Here is a 22891-nt window from a genome sequence, read left to right on the forward strand (position 1 = left end):
TTCGGCAGCGTGGATCTAGACCTCACGCACCGCCATCTACCTGATTCAAGCCGCCAACGGCCAACCCCTGACCGGCTCAGCGCATAGCTAACGCAAGAGTTTATCTGAAGCCGGCTCGCGACCGGCTAAATACAACGTGGCCGCCATGCCATTGGGTAGACTTTGTCGACGGCAAACAACCAGTCCCCGATGAGCCCTGCAAAGTACCTCCTGGCCGATAACACCACCACGCCGACCGGTGAACAACATACCGACTGCGAAGCAGAGATCGAGCCCGACTATCGGTTCACCCTGGCTAACGAACGGACTTTTCTGTCCTGGCAACGCACCTCGCTGGGGTTGTTGGCTGCTGCAGTCGCCTTGGCTCAGCTCGTTCCGGAACTGACCTGTTCCCGGCACGCGCCGTTTGCGTGGCGTGGGGGCACAGTTCCTGACACCCTCACCAGCGGAATGGGGCTGCTGCGCTGGCGGCAACCGGAACACGCCGTGCACCGCGGCCTGTCATTGCCCCGTCACCCCAACTCCGGCTACCTTGCGCTACGCCCTCAAACTGGTCGGGATAATCGCGCTGATGCTGGTAATCGCCAAGGTGGTCATGACTTGAGCCAGGAAACGTCGGTCGGTCAGCCAGATCTCGGGCTACAACCGGAACGGACCTCCCGGACCTCTTTTTCGTTGCTGGGCAACGGCGCGATGCTGATAGGAAAAACCTGTACGACACTAACGAACTCACCAAACTAATTCTCGCCGGGTTGGCGATCATCGCGACATCATGCTGCTAAATGATCGCTAAACAACGCCAACAAATATTGGCACAATGCCTAATCCCGCGTACATCACTCCGCGCCGCCATGTGCACATCGTCGGGACATTGGTTACTGACGCTCATGGCCATGACCACGTTTGCCTTATTGCACTAACGCCCGTCGACATCAAAGTTGGGAACGATGTTGCGCAGTTCGTCAGACAGCCTCTGGCTTTCGTACCGGCGCTCACCGATGTGAGTATTACGTTAACAACCCAGTATGCCTAATCTGTTTCCGATACGCACTAAACTATCCACGAAGTCAGCAACATCACCGTGGCAACCACCCACTCCGACACGGCCAGCCGTCCCAACGCCGACCGTGTGAACAAAGCGACAACGTATATAGTCATCGAACAGCGCAACACCATGCTCAGCCAGCAACTGATAAATACTGCCATCAAGCAGCTGATAACCCAACAACAACAAATTATCAAATGAGCCCTACCGCTTTTTTACGCCCTAAATCCACCCGACCTATCCCGGAGGAAAATCCGAGTAAACACACTCAGGAACAAAGAAACTCGTGTAAATAAATCAGCAGTGTCCTCGTGAATACCACTGTCGCACGTGTTGCCCCCCAGTGGACAGCACACCGTGACGCTAATAGTGAGTAACCAAACTCGAGAAACACATTCGGAACAATGGATTTGAGCACCAAGGATCCGAACGATTTTCGGATTCACCACTCAGCGGGAACAAACAGCCGCCCGACGTGTCTGGTGATCTAGCTACACCTCACTCGGGCCGTTTTTGAGCAGCCACGCTTTCAGCGCGATCGTCTGGCGGACGATACAAGATTTGCGGGATCTGATAGAACACGCGCTATCAGATCCTGATGTTCACCGCATAAGACGGTGCTGAAGCTCCTCTGGCACAGTATCCTCTGTTGAACGCGACAGTGTCCTGTCCTGGTCGATCGAGTCGATGTGTTTACGAAAGCGTGCAGCCGAGTAGGCCAATGCGCCCACCTCCTGAACCCGATCGGTCAACGCGCTGTCCGATGTCACGACACAAATTTCTTGAGGTTCAGGATCGGCCTGCACCAACCGAACGATCTCGTCGTCGGCCGAGTCGGGGAATGCCCTGGGTGCATATGCAATCGCAATCACTGATGAACGAATAGGGGGCGACGGCGGCCGCTCAAACACCACTGTCACGTCGTTGCCCTCGGTCGACGCCCAGCGCTCGAGCTTGTCTACCAGACGAACCATTGCGCCACGGCGGTCCTTCCACCAGCAGTCCGGGAGAGTCCCGATCACGTTCATCGCATCGACTATCCAGCGCACGCGTCCGATAGTACGGGTTATCGCTTGGCGCATAAACGGCTGCGACATGATAAAGTTATTCTCTTACTTGTCGTCCACCCGCGGCTGAACGAACACTAGTAAACATATCGGCGATGACGATGGATCTCAATCTCGACCGCGAATTGTTCACGTAGCTTGCCTAATTCAGAACCAGTTGCGAAGAAATCCGAACACAGCCAGACCGCATCCGCCTCAACTATATGCACCGCCACCTTGGCCGTGCACACACATCAGTACTGCAGCGCTGCCCACGACGGTGGCGTAGCTGTTGACGATCACCGTGGTGAGTCCGGCTTCAGCACCGTGAATGGCCGCACCCCAGTACCAGGAGCTTCCATCAAGCCAAAAATTGATCGGACACACTCGTGACCGGTTGTTTAACAACACTAGCATCGCCGATCGTGGCATTCGCCATCCACCGGTAAAGAGCAGTGTGATTCGAGCCCAACGTCACTTTCAGTGTATCGCCAACTATCAACTTCATGTCTCGAGAGATGTTGCTCTGGTTAAGAATATCGTCCATGGGGACGTCGATAGTTTTGGTTGCCAGCAGGCTCCGGGTGGATCTTGCGCAACCCAACACAACCGTGCAACACACTTGACGACCATCACCAAAACCCAGTTCTTTCATGCGAATCACCCCTCCAATTCAGGTTTGGAGCATGGCCCTTTGCACGATATGGAAGCGTGCCAAATCACCGCGCCATCTGCTGCTGCGATTGCTGGATACCATCACCGCCAACCAGCCGTATGAAATCGATTAACCCGTACTGCAGATAGGCTGGTGTTTAAGCTTGTCATTGTCGTTGCATTGATCTCCACCGTCATTGTGGGAACGGTCTTGGGACGGCGCTATCGCGTAAATCCCCCAATCTTGCTTTTGTGCTTGACGATCTGCAGGGTCGATCCCTACCGTTTGGTGGTGTTCGGATCAACGAGGAGATGGTGCTGCTATTCCTGCCAGCTATACTTCATACTGGGAAAGCATGAACATGAGCTTTCGCTAGGTCCATGCGACCTACACGTCATCGCGTTTCTCAATGTGGCCCCAGTGATTGCCACCGCGGTAGCGATTACGTGGACAGCATGAGTGTTCGGCAAGGTGTCGCACGCAATGGCAGTACTGGACACCGTGCTCTCCCTACCGCCACCTTAACCGGTCTGGCCAAGCAATTGCCACACCATACCCTTACCGTGTTGCGCGACGAGAGTATCCGCAACGAGAGGGCAGTGCTGGTCGTGTTCATCCTGACTGTCCAAGTCGCGATTGGCGAGCTCACTATCGGACCCGTCGATTTGGTCATCCGATTTATTGGCTCCTACCTCGACAGTATCGCCGCCGGGCTACTGGTCAGGAGATTGCCACCCCTGCCACGCCATCGGAATCGACTACCCGCTCGCGGAAAAACCTTGAGCGTGTTTGCGTCGTTAGCAATGCTACTTGATAACCCAACCGATCCACTGCAGCAGTGTGGTCGTGGTCATGGTGTCAGCGCTAGTGCTCGTTCGTCTATTCGGAACCGGTCGTGATCCAGGCTCGTTTCCGGCTGCAGGCTTATGCATCCTGGAGACATTGCGAAGTTCCTGATGAAGAGCCCGTTGCGGGTGTTTATTGGAATCCAGATCCCAGGCGCGCTGCACAGAATATCCAACGTCGATGGGTGGGCTGCACCACGCCGCTTTTATTGCCCTTGCCATCACCGGCGTCAGCGCATCGTTAACGCCGAGGCAGGATTCCTCGGTACAGCGTCACTGGCCGTCCCGTTTACCACGCTCAGCGGCACGCTATTCTCAGACCGCAGCCGGATCATTTTTGTCGTGACGGTGATCCTTCTGGTTACCTTGCTACTCCAAAGGAGTACGCTACCCGCCGTCATTCGCTAAGCCCGGAGACCCGAAGCCGTAGCTCATACTGAAAAATTGCCTCAGCCTACAGTGTTGGCGCTCAAACCGCCCTCGATGTGTTACCGGCGGTGACCGGCTAACGCGGGTTCGGCTCGAAACTACTGAACCGCCTACAGAAAGAATACGAAGAACACGCCGCAGTGGTCAGTGCCAACGACAACTATTCGGCGACAAAAGATCTGATTAAACGAAGTTATCTGGTTCAGCCACTGGGCCGTCACTGACCTTCAACACCAGAACCTCATCAACGATATCGTGCTACGCGAGTTGCAGGCCGAACTGGATCTAGCGGAGGTACAACTTTTCGACGCTGCCGATACCGAATAAGCGCACCGCCTAGCATCAGCCGACACGCGTTGACAGTACCTGGACGTACATCCGGTTACATGTTACAAGCCGGTGGCGATTCGCGGATACCGCGCTGCGCAAGGTAATCCTACCGTTGGGCCAGCTGTCGATCGCCACTGGCCGCCAACAACGCAGTAAAGTCGTCTTTGTCCCGCGCTCTGCGGCTACTGGCCGGGTGCGACCGAGGCGAAGTGATCTGCTCGCTCATGGGGGCGGACTGTAACCTGTGCTGTGGGCCGAGCCCGAAGATGTGGGAGCTTCTCGACACACCGGGAAAGCGGAGGGCATGGTACGTATTAGACTAGCAGCACTCGACTAAACTTCCACCGCAGATAATTTCGGCTATCTGGTAGACTTTAGGCATCCCGCAATCAGCCAAACATAACTCGACCTTAGCTCGCGATCCAAAAATCAAACGGGCAGTGGTGTTTACTGGCTTGATCCGGCGGACCAGCACCACGTTCGTGCGCCGGACCCGAGACTATGCCGAGTTCAGCACAAACGTAGGCCGCGTTTTCAACGAGCTGTGCCAGTCCTTGCCGTCTAACCGCAATTTGCCTGCAGCAATATGCCCTTACCAGCACGCACTTCCCAACCTGGCAACCGTGCGCGAGCGACTACGCGTATGAAGATTCTACGACGGCTTCCGTATGAATGCAACAGCACCCGCGCGGCACCCACAGGTGGGTACACGCACCCCGGTTCCTGCCGACGACGACAGTGACGTGGCCGCCGCGATTCGACGATCCTCGAGACAGGGGTCGATGAATGGAGCTGCGCCGTTCGCGGATGCCTTCGATGCGTGCCACGGTCTCGGTCGTCATCCACGACGGGCTGTTTCGGCCTTCAGTTACGGCAGCAAGGGATGCTCTGAACGGCCGAGTTGTACGAAGGCACATACGGTTCCTACTGTGGAGCGCTGCACTGTTTAGCGCTCTAGTGTCATCGCTAATGGTGCTCACCGAATAGGAAACCTCACCGCACCCAAATTTGACTCGCCCACTTGCATCGCTGACCCGGACCGCAGCCGCACGGACTCACGTTGTGGTGGTCACCCACTCCCGTTCACTGCTGGAGCTCCTCGAGACCGTACCCGTAGTGACGGCCGGTTCGTTCGGTACCGACCAAGCAGCCGAGATTGGACTGTGCAAGTAGTGGGGGGTGAGACCCCTATCAGCGGCCAGGACCTGTTGACAATACCGAAATGGGGTTGGGACAAAAGCTGAATAACACAGAATTTTCCAAATAGGCAATTTTACCCTCCATGCAACATTCTGAAGTATGTTGGTTGTCATAACTGGTCAGCTGCCCGTACTGCGGGAACACAAGAAAGCCGACACCGGGCATGCATTCAGCTATACTGTGGTTGGATCTGACACTACAACGCGAGCTGGCCAACGTTACGCACGACGATATCGTCAACCTGGCGGAAGTATCGCTGCGCATGTTCAATAACTACTTCACCGGTAAATCATGAAACGCTGACCGCTCGGCAAACCAAGCACATGCATCGCAGCCTCGTCGTGCTGCTGCGGCATCCGGCTGACGAACCGCTGTGGACGGCTATACATCTATGCCGTGTAGAACCTTTGGATGAGGATTTCGGCGATGGACCAAGCTCTAAGAGCCGGGAACTCGCCGAGGTACGAAAGCTGTGAGGCGACAAACGGATTCTTAATGCGTTGCCGAAGCAGCTTTTCAACGAGTGAATCGAGGTGATCGCCCAACGTACCAGCGCTGACCTGAACCGCGACATGTACCCCTCGACTGGTCGCAGCCGTGGTACGCACCGTTAGCAACGCGGCAATGGATACTTACGTACTGTTGGATCGGCCGGTGACGATCATCGCGCTGATCCGACCGGTCTTCGCCGCCATCAGCGCGGTTCTGCCCGCACCCCAACACATAAAGGCTCACCATGACTGACAACTATGTCCCCGAACCCGCTCAAGTCGTAATCTCCGGCGCTAGGCCTAATAGTTTGCTGCCAACCTGGGAGCTCGCATCGTCCGGAATCAGGCCAGTCGTGCTCGATAAACCGCCTAGTCCTAGCGCCGAGTCGAATGCCAACGTCCTCATCGGACAAATCGTTCGGACGACGGATATGCTTGACCTATATCAGGCATGCACCGGAGACGACGATCTGCCGCAACTCGTTTACAGATGAATATTTGCGGTAACGACACTGAAATTCTTTTTCTGCAAGATAATCCGATGTAAACAATGCACATGTCGTAATTCCGACTTGTCCGGCTGTTGGAGAAACAAGTACGCGATCTCAGGGTGAACCTACTCTGGGGTAACGAACTCATCGGCTGGCAAACCGAGTCGGAACCCTTTGCGCCGAGCGTGTCCTAGGCGGAAGTGCGACTATATCCAAGACCGCTGGATACCTAGTCAACTCCGACGGTGGACACAGTCTAACCCGTAAAATGCTGTTTCGTCGAGTTCCCCTATAGCACAAAGCCGAACGACAACAGGTTAGTTTTACGTACACATACCCTACCACCTACGCCACCTCGACGGCAGCATACCCATTCCATAATTCAGTCAGCTTTTCTTCAATCACAGTGGGTTCGATCGCTGCAGAATTATCCACGCCGAGTTTGAACCTGGCTAAACACTATTCAGACCAATGAAATTAGGACTTTTCGTCAACGAAGAACCGATGGCCCTGACCGAACTGAGCGCCAGCGCGAACCACGTACTCGACACCGAGATCCCCCCTTGAGGAAAGGGAAATACTAGTTCAACATGCTCTTAATCAAATGAACAGGAAGAACACTCGCCACGTCGAGAGCTATCGCGAAAGTTGATTCCTGCTGCTTGGCGACACCGCCCACGTACGCAGTCCGATAGGTGGCCCCGGCCCGAACCTAGACCTGACGGATACCATCAACCTCGGCTGGAAGCTGGTGACCCAGATCAAGAGGGGATATGTTTGGATTGTTCGAAACCGATCAATCCAAACATCACACTGTGGGGCAACGCGTGATGATGCACTCGCTGGTCCAGACCGCACTCATGGCGCCAAGACCCGAAATTGCCGCGTTACTCACGCTATTGGGCGAGCTCTTCATCATTCCCGACAGCACTGCTAGCCTGTTCTAATGTCGCCTACGACGCGGGTTACGACCACACGGCCTCGGGTCAGCCAGTTCCTGACCTCACCCTGCAATACGGCCGATGGATCGGCGAGCTATTCAACTATATACACGACGCACGCCCGATGTTGCTCAACCTTACCGCTGGTGAGAGCACGGACGTGGCGTGAGGATGGACCGATCGTGTGAACACCGTCAACACCGTAATCGCTAATCCACTCACCACGGTAATGCTCATCCGAGCTGAGGATTAGAATCATAGTATAATAATCGTGTATGCAGAGAAATCAGTTCTGCGTTCGTCCTTAGAGCGTTGGTTCGAACAGGAATCATGCGACTAGGAAGCACGGTTCAGCAGCCGATGAACTGGCATCGACTTATCATCTTAATTCATGAACTGTTTAGGTACGCGCCGGTTCTACATCGTGCGATTGCACACAAGCACCGGTTGTTCTCGCGGTATGTGCGTCGTTCAAGTCGCCAATTTCTATAGCCCGCGCTCGGAGGCACACGCACAACGGTAGACTGGCTGAGTGCAGTGTAGTGTACCGCCGGCTACGAAGTATTTCTGATCTTTCCAGAGTCCCACGCTGGATGTTGCTGGTTTAGGCACGAGAATCTTTCGAATTACCTTTCTCGTCAAGTTAATTATTTTATTCTAGGCGGCTACCGAGCGGTGCCAACCGGACCGATGAAGACGTTGCTGGAAGCACTGCGAACCGATGACCTGGAAGTTTCTGACCAACTCATACTCCGGTCACTCGGACGGTGGTGCTGCGAACGTGACACTAAGAAGGCAATAATCTCTCATGAGCTCTCGGATCACCTTACCAACAAATTATTCCGCATCGAACCGCGTAGACGTTTGCTGACTTCGCCAACAGAAGCACCGCCACCAACCGGCTGTTACCAGCGCGGCATCGACCACATCGGCGCAACGAACGTCGCCACCGTCCCACTGAGCGTGGACCGGCAAACCGTCCATCCAAGCCAGCATTCAGCCCTGGTGCGGCAGCACTGGACCATGCCGACCCATATGCTGCTACTACACAGCAGCCGACTGTCGCTAGAAAAGCGCACCGACCAACAGCGTCGACACCCGACTAGTCGTCACGGTTAAGGACCCAATTCGAACCAAGCTAAAATTGTCAGACCGCTTGGCCGCTGATCGACTTCATTGGCTTCATCTCCAACCAACACACCGTGACCAGGCTGTTGGCCTCGGCTGATGTCACATTGGCCCTAGGACCGCACGAAATATTCGGAATATTCGGACTAGCCACATTGAAATCGCTAACCTGTGGGACACCGGTCGTGGTGTCGCGCACCTCGGCCCTCGCCGAACTCATCACCCCAAACAGCGGCGCCTTGGCCGACAACCGCCCGGCTGCGATCACACAAGTTGTCCGCGCCATCGTCAGCCGACCTGAACCCGACCACCGCAGCTACGCACGCCGCCACGCTGAGCTACTCACCTAGCAGCGTGCGACAGCGGGCATGCTAGTAACGTGGAGAGCCAGTACGCGCAATGGTTGCAGCACACCACGTAACGTTCGGCCCAAGGCAACACGGCATCAATATTTTCACGAAAATGCTGCGACCATGGCGTCGACCCGGAGGCGTTCACATGGTTATACTGCCGTCCGGCATTCTGAGGATGAGGTCGACAGAGAGCCCAGGGCAGGAAATCGCTTGACCGCGGCAAGTTGTCAACGTAGTCCGAGGAAAGAGCGACCCGCTGTGGTGGCAGTGATGTCCTGTTTTGTTGGGATACATCACTGTATCGTATGCGGTGAATGCGTTCATGCAGAACTTCCGGTCGGGGCACTAAGATTCGTGTTGGCTCAAACGAGTGACCAGCCGAGTTATCTCTTTGTAAGCAGACCGATCTCCCGAACTGCGTGCGTGGAACTGGTTCTTTGGTTGGCGACTGTACGGCATCATCCAACTGCAACTGACCAATGACAAGTGTAGTAGAGGCCGGACTGTGGTCCGATCGCCCGTTCGCTAACCAATACGAGGAATACGGTGACCTCTACCTCACCGACGAGTACCTCATCGATGAGGATAACGTCATTCAACGAGAAGGAGAAAACAACGATAGCGAGTACACGAGTACAAGGAGGCAGGCGTCAACCTTCTGATCAAGTGGCCAGAAGTTTGATACCTTGAATTTGTGGAGTAGCCGGCTTCCGATGCTGCCGGAAGGAAAGACAGAACCAAGAACGATGGCTGATAATCCGAAGCCTAGAAACAAGGCTTAAACACACCCGAGTGGGGTTTTTCGGAGGGCGGCTCTCAGAAAAAAGAAGTATCAGGAAGGTCAGAGGCCCCAGAATGCCGCGCCACAGCCTAACCCAACAGCGTTCAGCACCCGGGTGATAAGCCGTTCGTCCTGGCAACCGGCTACTAGAGGATCAAGCGACAAGTAGCAGGAGCGGTTGGCCTCTGCGATCCGAACACACAACATCGCCCACCGACCTGGTGCTCGATTCAAGCCATGCCTCTAGAAGACAATCCTTCGCCTGAGACTCACACGATGGTAACGCGACTGAAACTCATCAACCAGCACGCTGGAAGCCGGTGACGTCGTACCTAATCGTCATGATATCAAGCTAACTCGCCGTAGAATACGTACAAGACGGACCGTCGCCAGCGACTCACTCAATCTCAATGGGACGAGTAGCTATATCAGTTGTTCGCAGTATTCTTTAATATCACAGAGACTTTCTTGTAACTCGACAGCGATCGCTGTTAGCCTCAGAAACTACAAAAATGAATCGATACAACCACGCGACCGCCCGGCCGTGGCCGTCACCCGTTGTCGTCCGAACGCAGCCTGGAGTCCGCCGCCCGACGCTAGGGTATCCGACAAGACGTACTAATTGTAATGTAGAATACATAGTATAATAAATAATTGTAAACAAGCCGGTTCGACCCGAGCGTGGTAGGTGTTGACAGTGGCCGGGCTGACCAAGGTACGCATGCTGGATGTGTGACAGTCAGGCGGAGGGAGCGTCAAACCGGCCAGCTCAATCTCACAGCTTGGGAACGTCACTGTGCTGCATATGAATTTGCATGCCGGAGGCCGACCGGTGTTGATAGCGCATCAAGCAACGTCACGCCCTCGGCGTGACGTTGCTTGATGCGCGCATACCGGAACGCTTCCACAGGGATATGAATCCGGCCGACTTAGTCGCCGGTCACATCCTCGGCGCAAAGAACGTTCCCAGCGACACAGTCTTAGCGGCCGACAGCACATTACTTTAGCGATGCTATGCTCACCCCATTGCTGTTTGACAGCGGTATCGATCGCATTACACGCGTCGGTGCGTACTGCGACTCCAGGGTCAGCGCAGCTGTAACAGTCAACGTACTGGCGGCGATCGGTTACGAGGCGGCACCATTTTCCGGTGCATGGTCTGAGTGGGGTTCGAATCCAACTCGCGCCGTTGGGTACGGTCCCGAATAGCCTCTTGCGACATCAGGTTATCCTCACACGCCAAAAAGAAGGCTGTCATAGCCTTAGCCACCAGCCCAACCCGGCATAACGGCCACCAATGCCCGATCGACGTTGTCCGTCTCAATTTACTTGTAATAGAAGAATTCGAACGGGAAGCCCGGTAAATGCAACGGGTCATCCTACCGGTCCGAAATGCCAGGGACCCCCAGGAACATAGCTCGTGGGCATCCGGAAAACCTGAGCGGTCGCCGTCTCATCGTCCGTAGCATCGAAGGATCGGTGTGTTCTGGTTCTGGTATTAAGATTGCCGATCAAGCATTTGAAATCGGTTACGATGCAGGGTTAATAGCTGAAAGCATCGCCGCTGTTAGGGATGCAAAAGAATGTACTCCCACAGCGAAAAAGGAAATCCGTTATAGGTTTTTTCATTAGCGATTTCGCTTTGTTATCTAATCGTGGTTAGGAAAACTGTGGGAAGACCCTTGCAACATTGCTCAAGCCGTCGCTTGAGAAGCACACAACATCGTGACTACGCACTGGAGTGTGCACTATGGTACAAGAACGGCAATGGCACGACCAAGGGCACATAACCTTCCGGGACTGCCTTGGTTATCAGGGTATTAGCGCTCACTGTTGCCGCGGGCACGTCGCACGATGCCGACGAAGTCCGACAAGCGTCCGTTGCGGGGAGGTGCCCCGAAGGAAATCGAGCGCCCGCAGGAGTGACCGTGCCGGATGCATCTACCCCGTTGACCGTGCAGCCGATCAGTCAGCCAACATTTCCTTGCCCTCACCGCAACAAAAAATATCACCTGGCCTTTCGACGTGCAGACTATCAACGCGACCACGGTAGCCGGTCAGCCTCAACAGGCTAGAAAATAGTCGATGCCTATGATTCTGGTGACTTTTCCATACCACCGCAAAAATAACTTTCACTGCTAATCAATTTCACGTCGGACACGTTAACGCAATTTCTGAAAACCATGATGCTACGGTTACAAAAATGAGAGCAATTAATCCACGTGAGTACGCACAACCGAGCTCGAGCAACCCCCTAGGCGTTCCATTCAACATCTCGGCAGGAAAACCGCAGGTAATCCACCCACCGCTGCGAGGCACCAATTTATTGGTACTCAACGAGTGTGGCGCTCCACAACTAGACGCATCACGACGCGATACTGCCAATAAATATGAAACTCAACAACAGCCAACTTTTCGCGATCGGCGGGAAACTATGAAGACCAGGGCGAGTTTTATACCGGTAACCAGACAACCAACGAGAGCTATGTCGCCTATGGAGTATAGGTGTATTGAGTGACTGACAGCACCGTGTCATCGACGAGGTACACCATCGACGCAAACGTTCCCGGCATCTTGCCGGCATCCGACCCTGTCCAGGCAGCCAAGCTGCCCGTGGATAATATTAATCGCAACCGCATAATCTATGAACATCGACGATGGCGTATAAGCCACATACGCCCATTTCATTAAGAGCTCACTGCTAGCGTAGCCGAGTGACAAGATGAAGAAGGGGGAACAGATCGTAAATCTGGGAAAAACCAGTATGCCGTTGCTCCACAACTGAATGTCCAACTTATGAATAGTTCGTCACTCGTTGAAGTCGATGCCCTCCTCTACATAATCGATAGCTTCAAATAACAAAGCCAAGTCGCCAAGTCATTGATCTGAAAAACCGAAAACCACCTTAGTGGAACATATTTCGGTACAGATCAGCTTCCGACAACGCAACCACGCACGAATCACCTGCCCCTACTGCTAGCAATCGTCAAATTCCTTTAGAGTTAGCAAAAAAATGTCGTTAACCATCCCCATTGCCGGAGGACCCGTATGATCCGAATCGAGGAAGGCATATTCACACGGTTGTCCGGCCGCGTCCACCTATGAGATGATGGTGCCCTGAACATCTTTACCGAACTAGTAAAGTAGAGGCATTGTATTTCGCTGGCGATTGTCAAACAGCCACCAACTATAGACAATGAAGTCACGGTGTTCGCCCGTCACAGCGGCACACTTGGAACACCGGCACTGGCGTTGATGCACGATTTCCCGACTTCGGGTATCGGCTATTTCAGCTTAACATACGAACAGCACTCAGAGTTCGTTATCTTCCTGCCTGACTTGCCGGGCCACGGACTGTCAGGAAAACTACTGGACTCCATATCTATTCGCTCTACGCTGGTGTTCTGCTATTTTTCCGAGCAATCACTCAGGTATGAAAGCTGAGCGAATACCGAATGTTCACCTACGACCGTGGCAGCAATGTCGGCATTATAGCACTGGGCAGGTTTGTGACCGAAGAGCCACGGGCGCTACCCATTGATGTCATTGTAACGAATGCCAACTTTTACCTTCCGCTGACCAACCTCACAATGTTCTAAACCGTACTTCTCGACCCCGCAACAGCGCACGCCACAGTGGCAACAGCCAATCTTTAAGGCTTTGGCCACTGCTCTGGGAATGACTACCGTCATGTCGCATCGCACACTGGACGATACCAGGATCGTCGCATTGGCACAGTACCTTACCCACAATAACAAATCTTGCCACCATATATGGTGAAATAGGTTAGCTTGAACAGCTTTCCACAACTCCGTAAACCCCACTCTGGTAATGGGACCTACATGACAACGTCGCGCCACTGCGCGTCGCCAACCACATTGTGAACTACAGCCCTACGATGCCGTCCAAGATCACCTGTTAGCCACCGGTGATGTAGATGGCAGCGGCACGTACCAGCGCAGTGAGCACCACGATGTTCTGCCGGTGTGTCTTGCGGTACATATGGCGATACGGCCATCACAATAGATGAAACGCTAAAAGGCGTCCGCGTGTAAGGTGCAAGTGAGGTGTAAACTGTACGGCAGGCATGCAGTGCTGAACGAAAGCGGTTGCGAAAGTGGTTTTCCCGCTCCTGGCGGACCGGTGAGCACAATAAACCGGCTAGGCTCGGCCGAGAGGTCGCGCTTTGCCGAGGTCATGATCAGGCTGCTTCCCACGATATTTCCCCGCCCCAGCTCCGACACCAGTGGTGGTCCAAAAACCTTCTGAACTTTCAGAGGCTCGTGCCGAGCATACTTGGCCCAGCACGCCTTAAGAGCCAAGCAAAGGATGAAGTGTAATCCGGAAGCCGCCGACAAAACAAGTCGAAACCAACCTGTCAGTACGACAGAAACTTATACGCTCGCATGTCGAAGCACAACGTGAACACAGCAACTCCTAGATAACCTTAAATCTTTGTTTCACGTAAGCTACGTAGGATCCGAAAGAAAGATCAACCACGCTGGCTCTGTCACGAACGTGCAACCTGGATCAGCGACCGCTGTACCCGCCGTCTTGTTGGTTGGCTCGGCCGTGCGCTTTGCACGGCCGAGCCAACCAACAAGACGGGGAACCCCCCAAACAACATCTGTTAACCAAATACTTTGGTAGTATAGTCGTGTCGACGTCGTCGTCCAAATCATCACTACAACTAGAAGTCAGCGGGTCGCAGATGGAGAGTCTGGCACCGTCCGGGCAACAATAGTTGCCGATTCGTCTAATCTGCCTGAGTGACTTCTAATCCGCTCGAACAACTAACGATAGAGCAACTGCGACGCCGCACCAGTATGAAGTGGCGCGCACATCCCAAAGACGTGTTGCCGTTGTGGGTCGCGGAAATGGATGTGCGGCTAGCGCCTACGGTGGCCGAAGCCGTCCATCGTGCCGTCGACAACGGTGATACCGGTTATGCTTACGGAACCACGTTTGCTGAGGCGGTAAGTGAATTCGCTTCGCAGCGTTGGCAATGGCACGACCTAGACGTCAGCCGCACGGCAATCGTTCCCGACGTCATGCTTGGTGTCGTTGAGATGCTACGTCTGGTCACCGATCGGGGTGACGGCGTCATCGTCAGCCCACCAGTATACCCCCCGTTCTACGCCTTCGTGACACATGATGGCCGTCGGGTGCTCGAAGCACCGCTCAGCCGCGACGGCCGGCTTGACTTAGCCGCGTTGCAGGACGCGTTTTCGCGTGCCCGACGTTCGAGCGGACCCAACGGGAAAGTCGCATACCTGTTATGTAATCCGCACAACCCGACCGGGTCGGTGCACACCGTCGCCGAATTGCGCGGAGTTGCCGAACTCGCCCGTCAGTTCGGTGTTCGGGTGATATCGGACGAGATTCATGCTCCGCTCGTCTTGTCCGGTGCGCGATTCACCCCGTATCTGAGTATCCCCGGAGCAGAAAACGCGTTGGCCCTGATGTCAGCCACCAAGGCGTGGAACCTGTGCGGCTTGAAAGCGGCCATTGCCATCGCCGGTCGTGAGGCGGCTGCCGACCTTCGCCAGATACCCAAAGAGGTCAGCCACGCCCCCAGCCATCTGGGCATCATCGCGCATACCGCAGCATTCCGCACCGGCAGCAGCTGGCTCGACGCGTTGTTGCAAGGTCTGGACGCGAACCGCGCATTGCTCAACGATCTGGTCACCGAGCATTTACCCGGAGTGAGATATCAACAACCGCAGGGCACGTATCTGACCTGGCTGGATTGCCGACATCTCGGTTTCGACGAGCAGATCACCGAAGGGCTTGCGGCAATCTCCGACCTATCCGGACCGGCCCGCTGGTTCCTCGACCACTCGCGTGTCGCCCTCACTTCCGGCCACGCCTTCGGAACAGGCGGAGTCGGACACGTGCGCGTGAACTTTGCGACCTCCCAAGTAATTCTCGTAGAGGCGCTGTCGCGAATGGGTCGAGCGCTCGCCAATTTCCGATAATCGTCTAGTCACCCGCCGCGAACCACGGCGTCGGTAGTTATGCAGCCTCAGCCAGCATGCGTGGTAAAACCACAGCACGAACGGCTTAGACCCTCTGAAGCTGAACAAAATTCGTTAGCATCCCGACCCGGGTCTGAACCGAACCGGTTTGATCGTCGCAAAGAACGTGACCTGCAGCCCATTTCCCCACTGTAAGTACATCAGCCCGTGAGAAGTACACTGGGCCAGTGAGCTCGCCGTAGGCGGTTCTGGACGATGCCATCTGTCCCTGATGCATCTCAGATGGCACCGTGGCAAATCTATTCCGCACCGAATTTACCAACGTTAGCTGAACGTGCCCGACGAAGTACCCGGCGGCAAAGTTCGAAGTGGTGTACCGAACGCCAAAGCACCTGGCCTGGCAGAAATCACAATAACTATATCACTGCGGCGATGCTGCTGCTCTCCCGGGTCTACTTGGCTACCCGGAGCTAGGCGAATTCCCGGACTATATTGGAATGCCTACGTAATGATATGCGTAGCTCGAACATCCCTGCTACACGTCTTGATGGATGTATCCGCGACCGGAACATCAAGTTGCCAAGCCGTGGATTAGCGGAGTGAAAAACGCCAACTCGACCTCAGTCTAAGCAGTCACCGCCGCATTCTGGCGACAATTACCGTTCGGCTGACAACAAGCACACCACCGATCGACTCGTAGCAGCGCTGACCCCATAGTGCACAGCGGCAAAGGACTTCCAGCGCCCGCAACCGGATACAGTTGCCCCTGCTAACGGAATTGCAACTTGATGTCATCCTTCTCCCTCGTGTCGTGACGCGTTCTTCAAACCGACCGAAATAGTGCCCCGCATTAAAAGCCGACGACCGCATCGTGGCAGAACAGACCACCCCTTATCCACCAGGAATACCCGTGGTCCTACCAGGCGAACGGCTCAACAACGCGGTGATCGACTACCTGCGGTCGGGCACAGAGGCGAGCATGGCCCTGCCGACCCCCGCCGATCCCACTGCGCAACAATAAACAATTGCGTGTAGTTTCCCAACCGAAACCGCAAGGTGCCGTGTACGAAAGTTCACAACGACAGCCGGTCACACGTGGGCTTGGATCCCGCAGCATTAGGCAAACTACTGTTGGTAGATCGCAAAGTAGTATTAGCTTGCGCTAGTACTACTTTAGAGTTGTCTTCCAGGTAAGAGTATAGTATAAGAGGATGAGCAACATCAGCCAGGTTGATACTAGCGTCTACCAGCGCACTTATGCGCTGCAACCGGACCAAATCGTCGGCACGATAGCGCCGGATTCGCCGTCACTTTGAGCCGGCCTGAGTAGCCCGTAGCGTTCGTGGAGCCGCAGTGACTGAACCGGGAATGCTGGAAAGTCGGCCGCTACCGAGATGCCGTATACGCCGCGATCGTAATACCAGCATACCCATGCCGGCACTACGATCGATCATGAGAAATCTCCTCGGCTGTTCAGAAAGAAAACTTGCCTATCACACCTTGCATCAATATATTGAATCCAGTGCTACATCAAAGTCTATGCCATCAGGAACAGTAGGGTAAAGGTAATAGATAGCCTGTCACAACAGACTGGAATACGAGGTGACCACCATGCTGATGCGTACTGACCCGTTCCGTGAACTGGACCGTTTCGCCGAACAAGTGCTAGGCACGTCTGCCCGCCCGGCAGCAATGCTCATGGACGCTTGGCGTGAGGGTGAAGAGTTTGTCGTAGAGTTCGACCTTCCTGGCATCAACACCGATTCGCTGGACATTGACATCGAACGCAACGTAGTCACCGTGCGAGCCGAGCGCCCGGGCGTCGACCCCGATCGGGAAATGCTTGCTGCCGAGCGACCACGCGGTGTGTTCAATCGCCAGCTGGTGCTTGGCGAGAACCTTGACACCGAACGGATCGCAGCTTCCTACCAAGAAGGTGTCCTGAGGTTGTCGATACCAGTAGCCGAAAAGGCTAAACCGCGCAAGATCTCCATTGATCGTAGCAACAACGGACGACAGTCTATCACCAACGCTGAACACGAAGTCATAGACGCTTAATCGACTGTGTCTTGTGCAACAAGCATTAGCCCGCCGTGGCGGGCTCAAGTTACTATGACGCAATTAGGCGTTTAGACGCATGAGCAATGCGATACCAGTTGACGGCAGAGTCATAAATTGTTGCTGCAGGTGCCCCCAACTAGATACGTCGGGAGCCGTTTTTAGCGCTGCGTAGCCAGTTACTGTTTGTCCCGATGCTGAATATCGATCGAGTATCCGGAAGGTTATAGTTGTAAGCCTGCTCTGGCGGTGTACTGATGGGATATTCAGTCGTCCACAGCGACGCGGACCCGAGGAGGCAAGTTCGACGGTGACGATTTTGGAAGCTCAACGGCCAGTCGACCAAGGCCGAACAGGCCTTGGCTGGCGGCTAACCGGATGAGTTCTGCTTTTACCGCGCCGACCAAGAGTAGTAATGCATGAACAGGTGCAACCGATACACAGGTACGAGCCCGGCAATGTCGTACCTAACTAACTACCGCCCTAATGCTGACCCACAAGCACCTCAACGGCCGCGGTCAAGTAGCAGCCCACCATTGACCCATTGACGAAACCCTAAAACACACATAGCTGTTCAACAGCCGCGACCGGATCATCGACATCCGCGAAAATGTGCACCATCTCACCGTGATTGCTGGTAAGCTCTTCAACGAGCAAAGAGCAACGGTCGGAATGCATGATTTCTATATCGATGCTTCGGTCCTGCCGGAATAAGTGCATGGGGACATCGTCACGGCGAGGTCAGCCAAGAGCACCGAAAATCGAGCAGACCGAGGGCATGTTGATGATGATATTTACATAACCGACGGACATCGCGTTCAACCTGCTCAAGAAGCTGCCCTAGGAAGCCAACGTCAAGCAGCCGCTGCTAGCCAAATAGATCTGTGCAGCTATCCGGGGTGCCGAAACAGGGTTCAGTGCCCAATCAGGGGTCGACCAACTATTGCTTGACAACGCATCTTCGCGTCCCTCGTGGAGACAACGCGACCATACCCCAAGAAGCATGACGAGCGCGCACCACAGCACCCTTGTAGTAGATCGAGCGGAATGCACCAGACACCCGGTGGGCAACCTTGCAGACCAGATCGTTGAAGATGGGAGTGCTAAAGTGGCACGGCCATGCTGATCTAAGTGACCCGCATCGGCGCCTCGACCAACAGTCTACCCAGCTGCACGCCGTCTAGTGCCCAACAGTTCGCATGGACTCGCAAGGGTCAGCGCACCCATTCCCATGTCCGGTGACAGCCCGGGCCAACCCGACATCAGCCAGCAGACGGTAGATGCATGCCTGGCGGCGATGTCACCGACCGTTCTTCCATGACGATGTGCATCCCCCAGCCAAGCTTCCTTGGTGGTGCTGCGAAAACCCGACAAACCGGCGTGGTGTTTCACCACCTCACGAACGGTCAACGTTGACTTGCCGTTGACTCCGAACGCCAGCTAATATACCGCCAACCGGTGCACTATACTCGATCAACCCCAGCTGACGAGCCGATGAAATGACGGTAGCTACCAACCCTTTGGTCGCAGAGAACACCATCGGGGCGGTATCAGTCGTCCACAACACCCGGCCGCGCACCAAGTCAGAAATTTCAACGACCAAGTTGACCATGTAAGATACATCGCCGGTGTTCCTCCGTCGAATCAACGTCCGAGGAAACAGGGTTGCAAAGCTAAGAACGACGCAAGCAAAGTTGAGTACGCCGCTTCGAACACACGATGGCCAGCGTCAAGGGTGTCGTGAGAACAGATACAAACGGCGATCGACTCAGGCTTCCACCTTCACACTTTGTGAATCTACGATGATTTTACATCAGTCGTAGGCAAACAATAATTAACAATTAACTTACCTTTACCATTAGAATGATGCCGCCTGCAGAATTTGCTGGGCTGCCATCGCGGGCGTCAGCTCCCCTGCTCGCACCTGACACTCCAGCTCAGCACGAATCTCACGCACCGCGGGGTTGGACAGCACCCGGTCTAGCACTGCGTCGCGGACCATCTGCCAAGCCCACTCGACTTGCTGGGCCAGCCGACGGTTCTCAAACTCGCCGGAGGCGGTAAGCACCTGACGATGACACTCGACCGCTTCCCACATCTGGGTCAAACCGGTCCCCTCAACTGCACTCATCGTTAAAACTTTTGGTTTCCAAAATTTTTCGTGTATATAGATCAATCGGAGCGCCGATGACAAGTCCCGGGCAGCTACCCGCGCCTCGCGCAGATGCCCCCCGTCAGCCTTGTTCACCACCACGATGTCGGCCAGTTCCAGCACGCCTTTTTTGATGCCCTGCAACTGATCGCCGGTACGCGCCAAGGTCAACAAAACGAAGGTGTCGACCATATTGGCCACCGCTACCTCGGACTGGCCAACGCCGACGGTTTCGATTAAGATCACATCAAAACCAGCTGCCTCTAACAGGACAACTGTTTCCCGAGTGGCCTTCGTCACCCCGCCCAGGGTGCACGACGTCGGCGATGGCCGGATGTAGGCGTCCGGGTGTACCGCTAGCCGCACCATGCGAGTCTTGTCGCCAAGGATGGATCCGCCGGTACGGACCGATGACGGGTCGACGGCCAGCACCGCCACTCGATGACCCCGTTCGATCAGATGCATGCCAAGCGCCTCAATAGCGGTGGACTTTCCTACCCCGGGCACCCCGGTGATGCCCACCCGATGGGCGTTTCCAGCGTCCGGTTGCAATGCCAGTAGCAGCTGCTGCGCTTGCTCACGATGGTCGGAGCGAGTCGACTCCACCAACGTGATAGCCCGCGGCAATGCCACACGATCACCGCTACGGACAGCAGCAGCTAGCCTATCCACGGCGCTGTCTCTCACCATCTAGGTGAGAGTGTACCCCAGCCGCTCGGCGAGCTTATGCAGCAAGCCAATTGCAGCGTAGGCGATCACCGTCCCAGGAGGGAAGATGACAGTAGCCCCGGCAGCGTACAGCTCATCGAAGTCACCGGGAGGGATCACGCCGCCCACCACGATCATGATGTCAGGCCGGCCCACGTCAGCAAGCGCGTCTCGAAGTGCCGGCACCAGCATCAGGTGGCTAGCGGCCAGCGACGACACACCGATCACATGCACATCGTTGTCGGCCGCCTGGCGGGCAACCTCCTCAGGCGTGGAGAACAGTGATCCGACATCGACGTCAAACCCGATGTCGGCGAATGCCGTCGCGACAACCTTCTGCCCGCGGTCGTGGCCATCCTGGCCCATCTTGGCCACCAGAATCCTGGGCCGGCGACCATCAGCCTCGGCGAATTTTTTAACTAGTTCTATGGCGCTTGCGATATCGGTAGCCTTCCCAGTTTCTCCCACTTCCCGACGGTAGACCCCGGTGATGGTACGGATCTCCGCTTGGTGACGCCCATATACCCTCTCCAGCGCATCGGAGATCTCGCCGACAGTAGCTTTGACCCGGGCCGCGTTGATAGCAAGCGCCAACAAATTATTGCCAGCACGGCCATGGGACCGAGCGGCACCAGACAACTCGGCCAGAGCCGCGTTGACCGCCGACTGGTCCCGGTTTGCCCGCAGCTGCTGCAATTTGGCCACTTGTTCAGCACGCACCCGACTGTTCTCGACTCTGAGTACCTCGACCTCGTGATCCTCGTCGACTTGGTACTTGTTGACCCCGATCACCGGCTGACGCCCGGAGTCGATGCGAGCCTGGGTGCGCGCAGCCGCCTCCTCGATGCGCAGCTTGGGAATGCCGTCGCTAATAGCCGCAGCCATGCCGCCGTGCTCAGCGACCTCGGCGATATGAGCACGAGCACGGGCAGCCAGTTGATGGGTCAGCCATTCCACGTAATAAGAACCTCCCCACGGGTCAATCGGCCGCGTGGTGCCTGACTCCTGTTGCAATACCAGCTGAGTATTGCGGGCAATCCGGGCGGAAAAGTCGGTTGGCAGCGCCAACGCCTCGTCCAACGCGTTGGTGTGCAGCGACTGGGTATGGCCCTGTGTTGCGGCCATTGCCTCGATACAGGTGCGGGCCACGTTGTTGAACGGGTCCTGGGCGGTCAACGACCATCCTGAGGTTTGCGAATGGGTGCGCAGTGATAGGGATTTTGGGTTTTGGGGTCCAAATTTGGCGACCAGTTCACTCCATAACAGCCGGCCAGCACGTAATTTGGCAACTTCCATGAAGAAGTTCATCCCGATGCCCCAAAAGAAGGACAACCGGGGCGCAAAATTGTCAATGTCCAGCCCAACATCCAGGCCCGCCTTGATGTAGTCGACACCATCGGCCAAGGTGTATGCCAGCTCCAAATCTGCTGTGGCACCCGCTTCTTGGATATGGTAGCCAGAGATCGAGATGGAGTTGAACTTCGGCATTTTAGCGCTGGTGTAGGCGAATATATCGGATATGATCCGCATCGACGGCTTAGGTGGGTAGATGTAGGTGTTGCGAACCATGAATTCTTTGAGGATATCGTTTTGGATGGTCCCTGCCAGCTTCTCCGGCGGCACACCTTGTTCCTCAGCCGCTATCACATACAGCGCCAGGATCGGCAGCACAGCACCGTTCATCGTCATCGACACCGAAACCGACGAGAGGTCTATGCCATCGAACAATTGTCGCATGTCGAGGATAGAATCGATTGCCACACCAGCCATTCCGACATCACCCTGAACGCGAGGATGGTCGGAGTCATACCCTCGGTGAGTCGCCAAGTCGAAGGCTACCGACAGGCCCTTCTGACCGGCTGCCAGGTTACGACGGTAAAATGCGTTGGAATCCGCAGCGGTGGAAAACCCAGCATACTGACGGATTGTCCACGGTTGGTTGACATACATCGTCGGATAAGGTCCGCGCAGGTAAGGCGGCTCTCCGGGGAAACTATGCAACGGATAGCCGGCGGCCTCGGCGGCGGCACGGTCGGCAGCGATGTAGACTGGTTTGATATCGATACCTTCGGGCGTATGCCAGTACAGTTGATCAACTGTGTACCCGTGTGCTGAAGCAGCCGCGGCGACATGCTTTTCGACCGCCGCTTCGGAGGGTGGCCACAAGACACGATCGCTGCGCAGCGGGATATCGGCGAAACTGCCGACCACGAGTGTAGTTTCGCGAGCCGGCTGGCCACCGACGTCATGCACAGTCATC

The 22891-nt window shown here is 55.4% G+C and carries 18 protein-coding genes and 4 pseudogenes; 14 read left to right on the top strand and 8 right to left on the bottom strand.

The genetic code is table 11. The annotated features are described in order from the left end of the window. Positions 1-189: 189 nt before the first annotated feature. Positions 190-604, top strand: a pseudogene (locus tag MLPF_RS10500) (YidH family protein). Between the two features lie 408 nt (positions 605-1012). On the opposite strand, the gene MLPF_RS10505 reads toward MLPF_RS10500, so the two are convergent. The 4 genes from MLPF_RS10505 to MLPF_RS10520 form a co-directional block, all read right to left on the bottom strand. Next, complete coding sequence (locus MLPF_RS10505; protein WP_237817191.1) at positions 1013-1231, bottom strand: hypothetical protein; 219 nt, start codon at positions 1229-1231, stop codon at positions 1013-1015. 416 nt (positions 1232-1647) lie between these two features. Next, a complete protein-coding gene (locus tag MLPF_RS10510; protein ID WP_193386757.1) occupies positions 1648-2094 on the bottom strand; it encodes an NYN domain-containing protein in 447 nt (148 codons plus the stop codon). A gap of 95 nt (positions 2095-2189) precedes the next feature. Then, positions 2190-2342 (bottom strand): hypothetical protein, encoded by a 153-nt coding sequence (locus tag MLPF_RS10515; RefSeq protein ID WP_156147177.1) that lies wholly within the window; start codon positions 2340-2342, stop codon positions 2190-2192. A 110-nt stretch (positions 2343-2452) separates the two neighbouring features. After that, positions 2453-2746, bottom strand: coding sequence for a hypothetical protein (locus tag MLPF_RS10520; protein WP_082082398.1), 294 nt, complete (start codon positions 2744-2746; stop codon positions 2453-2455). Between the two features lie 455 nt (positions 2747-3201). Between MLPF_RS10520 and MLPF_RS10525 the strand changes: the two genes are divergently transcribed. The 11 genes and pseudogenes from MLPF_RS10525 (at position 3202) to MLPF_RS10570 (ending at position 16734) form a co-directional block, all read left to right on the top strand. Continuing rightward, a complete protein-coding gene (locus MLPF_RS10525; RefSeq protein ID WP_236685084.1) occupies positions 3202-3645 on the top strand; it encodes a hypothetical protein in 444 nt (147 codons plus the stop codon). A 27-nt stretch (positions 3646-3672) separates the two neighbouring features. After that, the gene (locus tag MLPF_RS10530) at positions 3673-3999 is read left to right on the top strand and encodes a hypothetical protein (protein ID WP_236685085.1); all 327 of its coding nucleotides are present in this window, start codon (positions 3673-3675) and stop codon (positions 3997-3999) included. A 1714-nt stretch (positions 4000-5713) separates the two neighbouring features. Beyond that, complete coding sequence (locus MLPF_RS16400; RefSeq protein WP_337588831.1) at positions 5714-5845, top strand: hypothetical protein; 132 nt, start codon at positions 5714-5716, stop codon at positions 5843-5845. 302 nt (positions 5846-6147) lie between these two features. Further along, entirely contained in the window at positions 6148-6294 is a 147-nt protein-coding gene (locus MLPF_RS16405) for a hypothetical protein (protein ID WP_337588832.1), read from the top strand. Between the two features lie 896 nt (positions 6295-7190). Further along, positions 7191-7286, top strand: a pseudogene (locus MLPF_RS17700) (FAD-dependent monooxygenase); the annotation flags it as partial. A 28-nt stretch (positions 7287-7314) separates the two neighbouring features. Next, a complete protein-coding gene (locus MLPF_RS10545) occupies positions 7315-7479 on the top strand; it encodes a hypothetical protein (protein ID WP_237817193.1) in 165 nt (54 codons plus the stop codon). Positions 7480-8675: 1196 nt separating this feature from the next. Then, on the top strand, positions 8676-8951 hold the full coding sequence (locus tag MLPF_RS17705) for a glycosyltransferase (RefSeq protein ID WP_237756005.1): 276 nt from the start codon (positions 8676-8678) through the stop codon (positions 8949-8951). 482 nt (positions 8952-9433) lie between these two features. Beyond that, positions 9434-9616 (top strand): hypothetical protein, encoded by a 183-nt coding sequence (locus tag MLPF_RS10555; RefSeq protein ID WP_045843398.1) that lies wholly within the window; start codon positions 9434-9436, stop codon positions 9614-9616. Positions 9617-12942: 3326 nt separating this feature from the next. Next, entirely contained in the window at positions 12943-13179 is a 237-nt protein-coding gene (locus MLPF_RS10560; protein WP_156147178.1) for a hypothetical protein, read from the top strand. Between the two features lie 1325 nt (positions 13180-14504). Next, a complete protein-coding gene (locus MLPF_RS10565) occupies positions 14505-15713 on the top strand; it encodes a MalY/PatB family protein (RefSeq protein WP_045843400.1) in 1209 nt (402 codons plus the stop codon). Positions 15714-16581: 868 nt separating this feature from the next. Further along, on the top strand, positions 16582-16734 hold the full coding sequence (locus MLPF_RS10570) for an Orn/Lys/Arg family decarboxylase (RefSeq protein WP_082082400.1): 153 nt from the start codon (positions 16582-16584) through the stop codon (positions 16732-16734). 52 nt (positions 16735-16786) lie between these two features. Here the strand turns inward: MLPF_RS10570 and MLPF_RS10575 are convergent. Next, a pseudogene (locus MLPF_RS10575) lies at positions 16787-17160 on the bottom strand (MerR family transcriptional regulator). 164 nt (positions 17161-17324) lie between these two features. On the opposite strand from MLPF_RS10575, the gene MLPF_RS10580 reads away from it, so the two are divergent. Then, a complete protein-coding gene (locus MLPF_RS10580; protein ID WP_045843420.1) occupies positions 17325-17771 on the top strand; it encodes an HSP20 family small heat-shock protein in 447 nt (148 codons plus the stop codon). A gap of 486 nt (positions 17772-18257) precedes the next feature. Next, positions 18258-18638, top strand: a pseudogene (locus MLPF_RS17710) (hypothetical protein); the annotation flags it as partial. Positions 18639-19167: 529 nt separating this feature from the next. Here MLPF_RS17710 and MLPF_RS10590 read toward each other — a convergent pair. From MLPF_RS10590 to scpA, 3 genes are all read right to left on the bottom strand, one after another. After that, entirely contained in the window at positions 19168-19383 is a 216-nt protein-coding gene (locus MLPF_RS10590) for a serine hydrolase (RefSeq protein WP_052696460.1), read from the bottom strand. Between the two features lie 246 nt (positions 19384-19629). Further along, positions 19630-20613, bottom strand: coding sequence for a methylmalonyl Co-A mutase-associated GTPase MeaB (meaB, locus tag MLPF_RS10595; RefSeq protein ID WP_045843401.1), 984 nt, complete (start codon positions 20611-20613; stop codon positions 19630-19632). Beyond that, positions 20614-22890 (bottom strand): methylmalonyl-CoA mutase, encoded by a 2277-nt coding sequence (gene scpA, locus MLPF_RS10600; RefSeq protein ID WP_045843402.1) that lies wholly within the window; start codon positions 22888-22890, stop codon positions 20614-20616. It lies immediately after the preceding gene. Between the last annotated feature and the right edge of the window lies 1 nt (position 22891).

The sequence above is a fragment of the Mycobacterium lepromatosis genome, assembly GCF_000975265.2.
Taxonomy (GTDB): Bacteria; Actinomycetota; Actinomycetes; order Mycobacteriales; family Mycobacteriaceae; genus Mycobacterium; species Mycobacterium lepromatosis.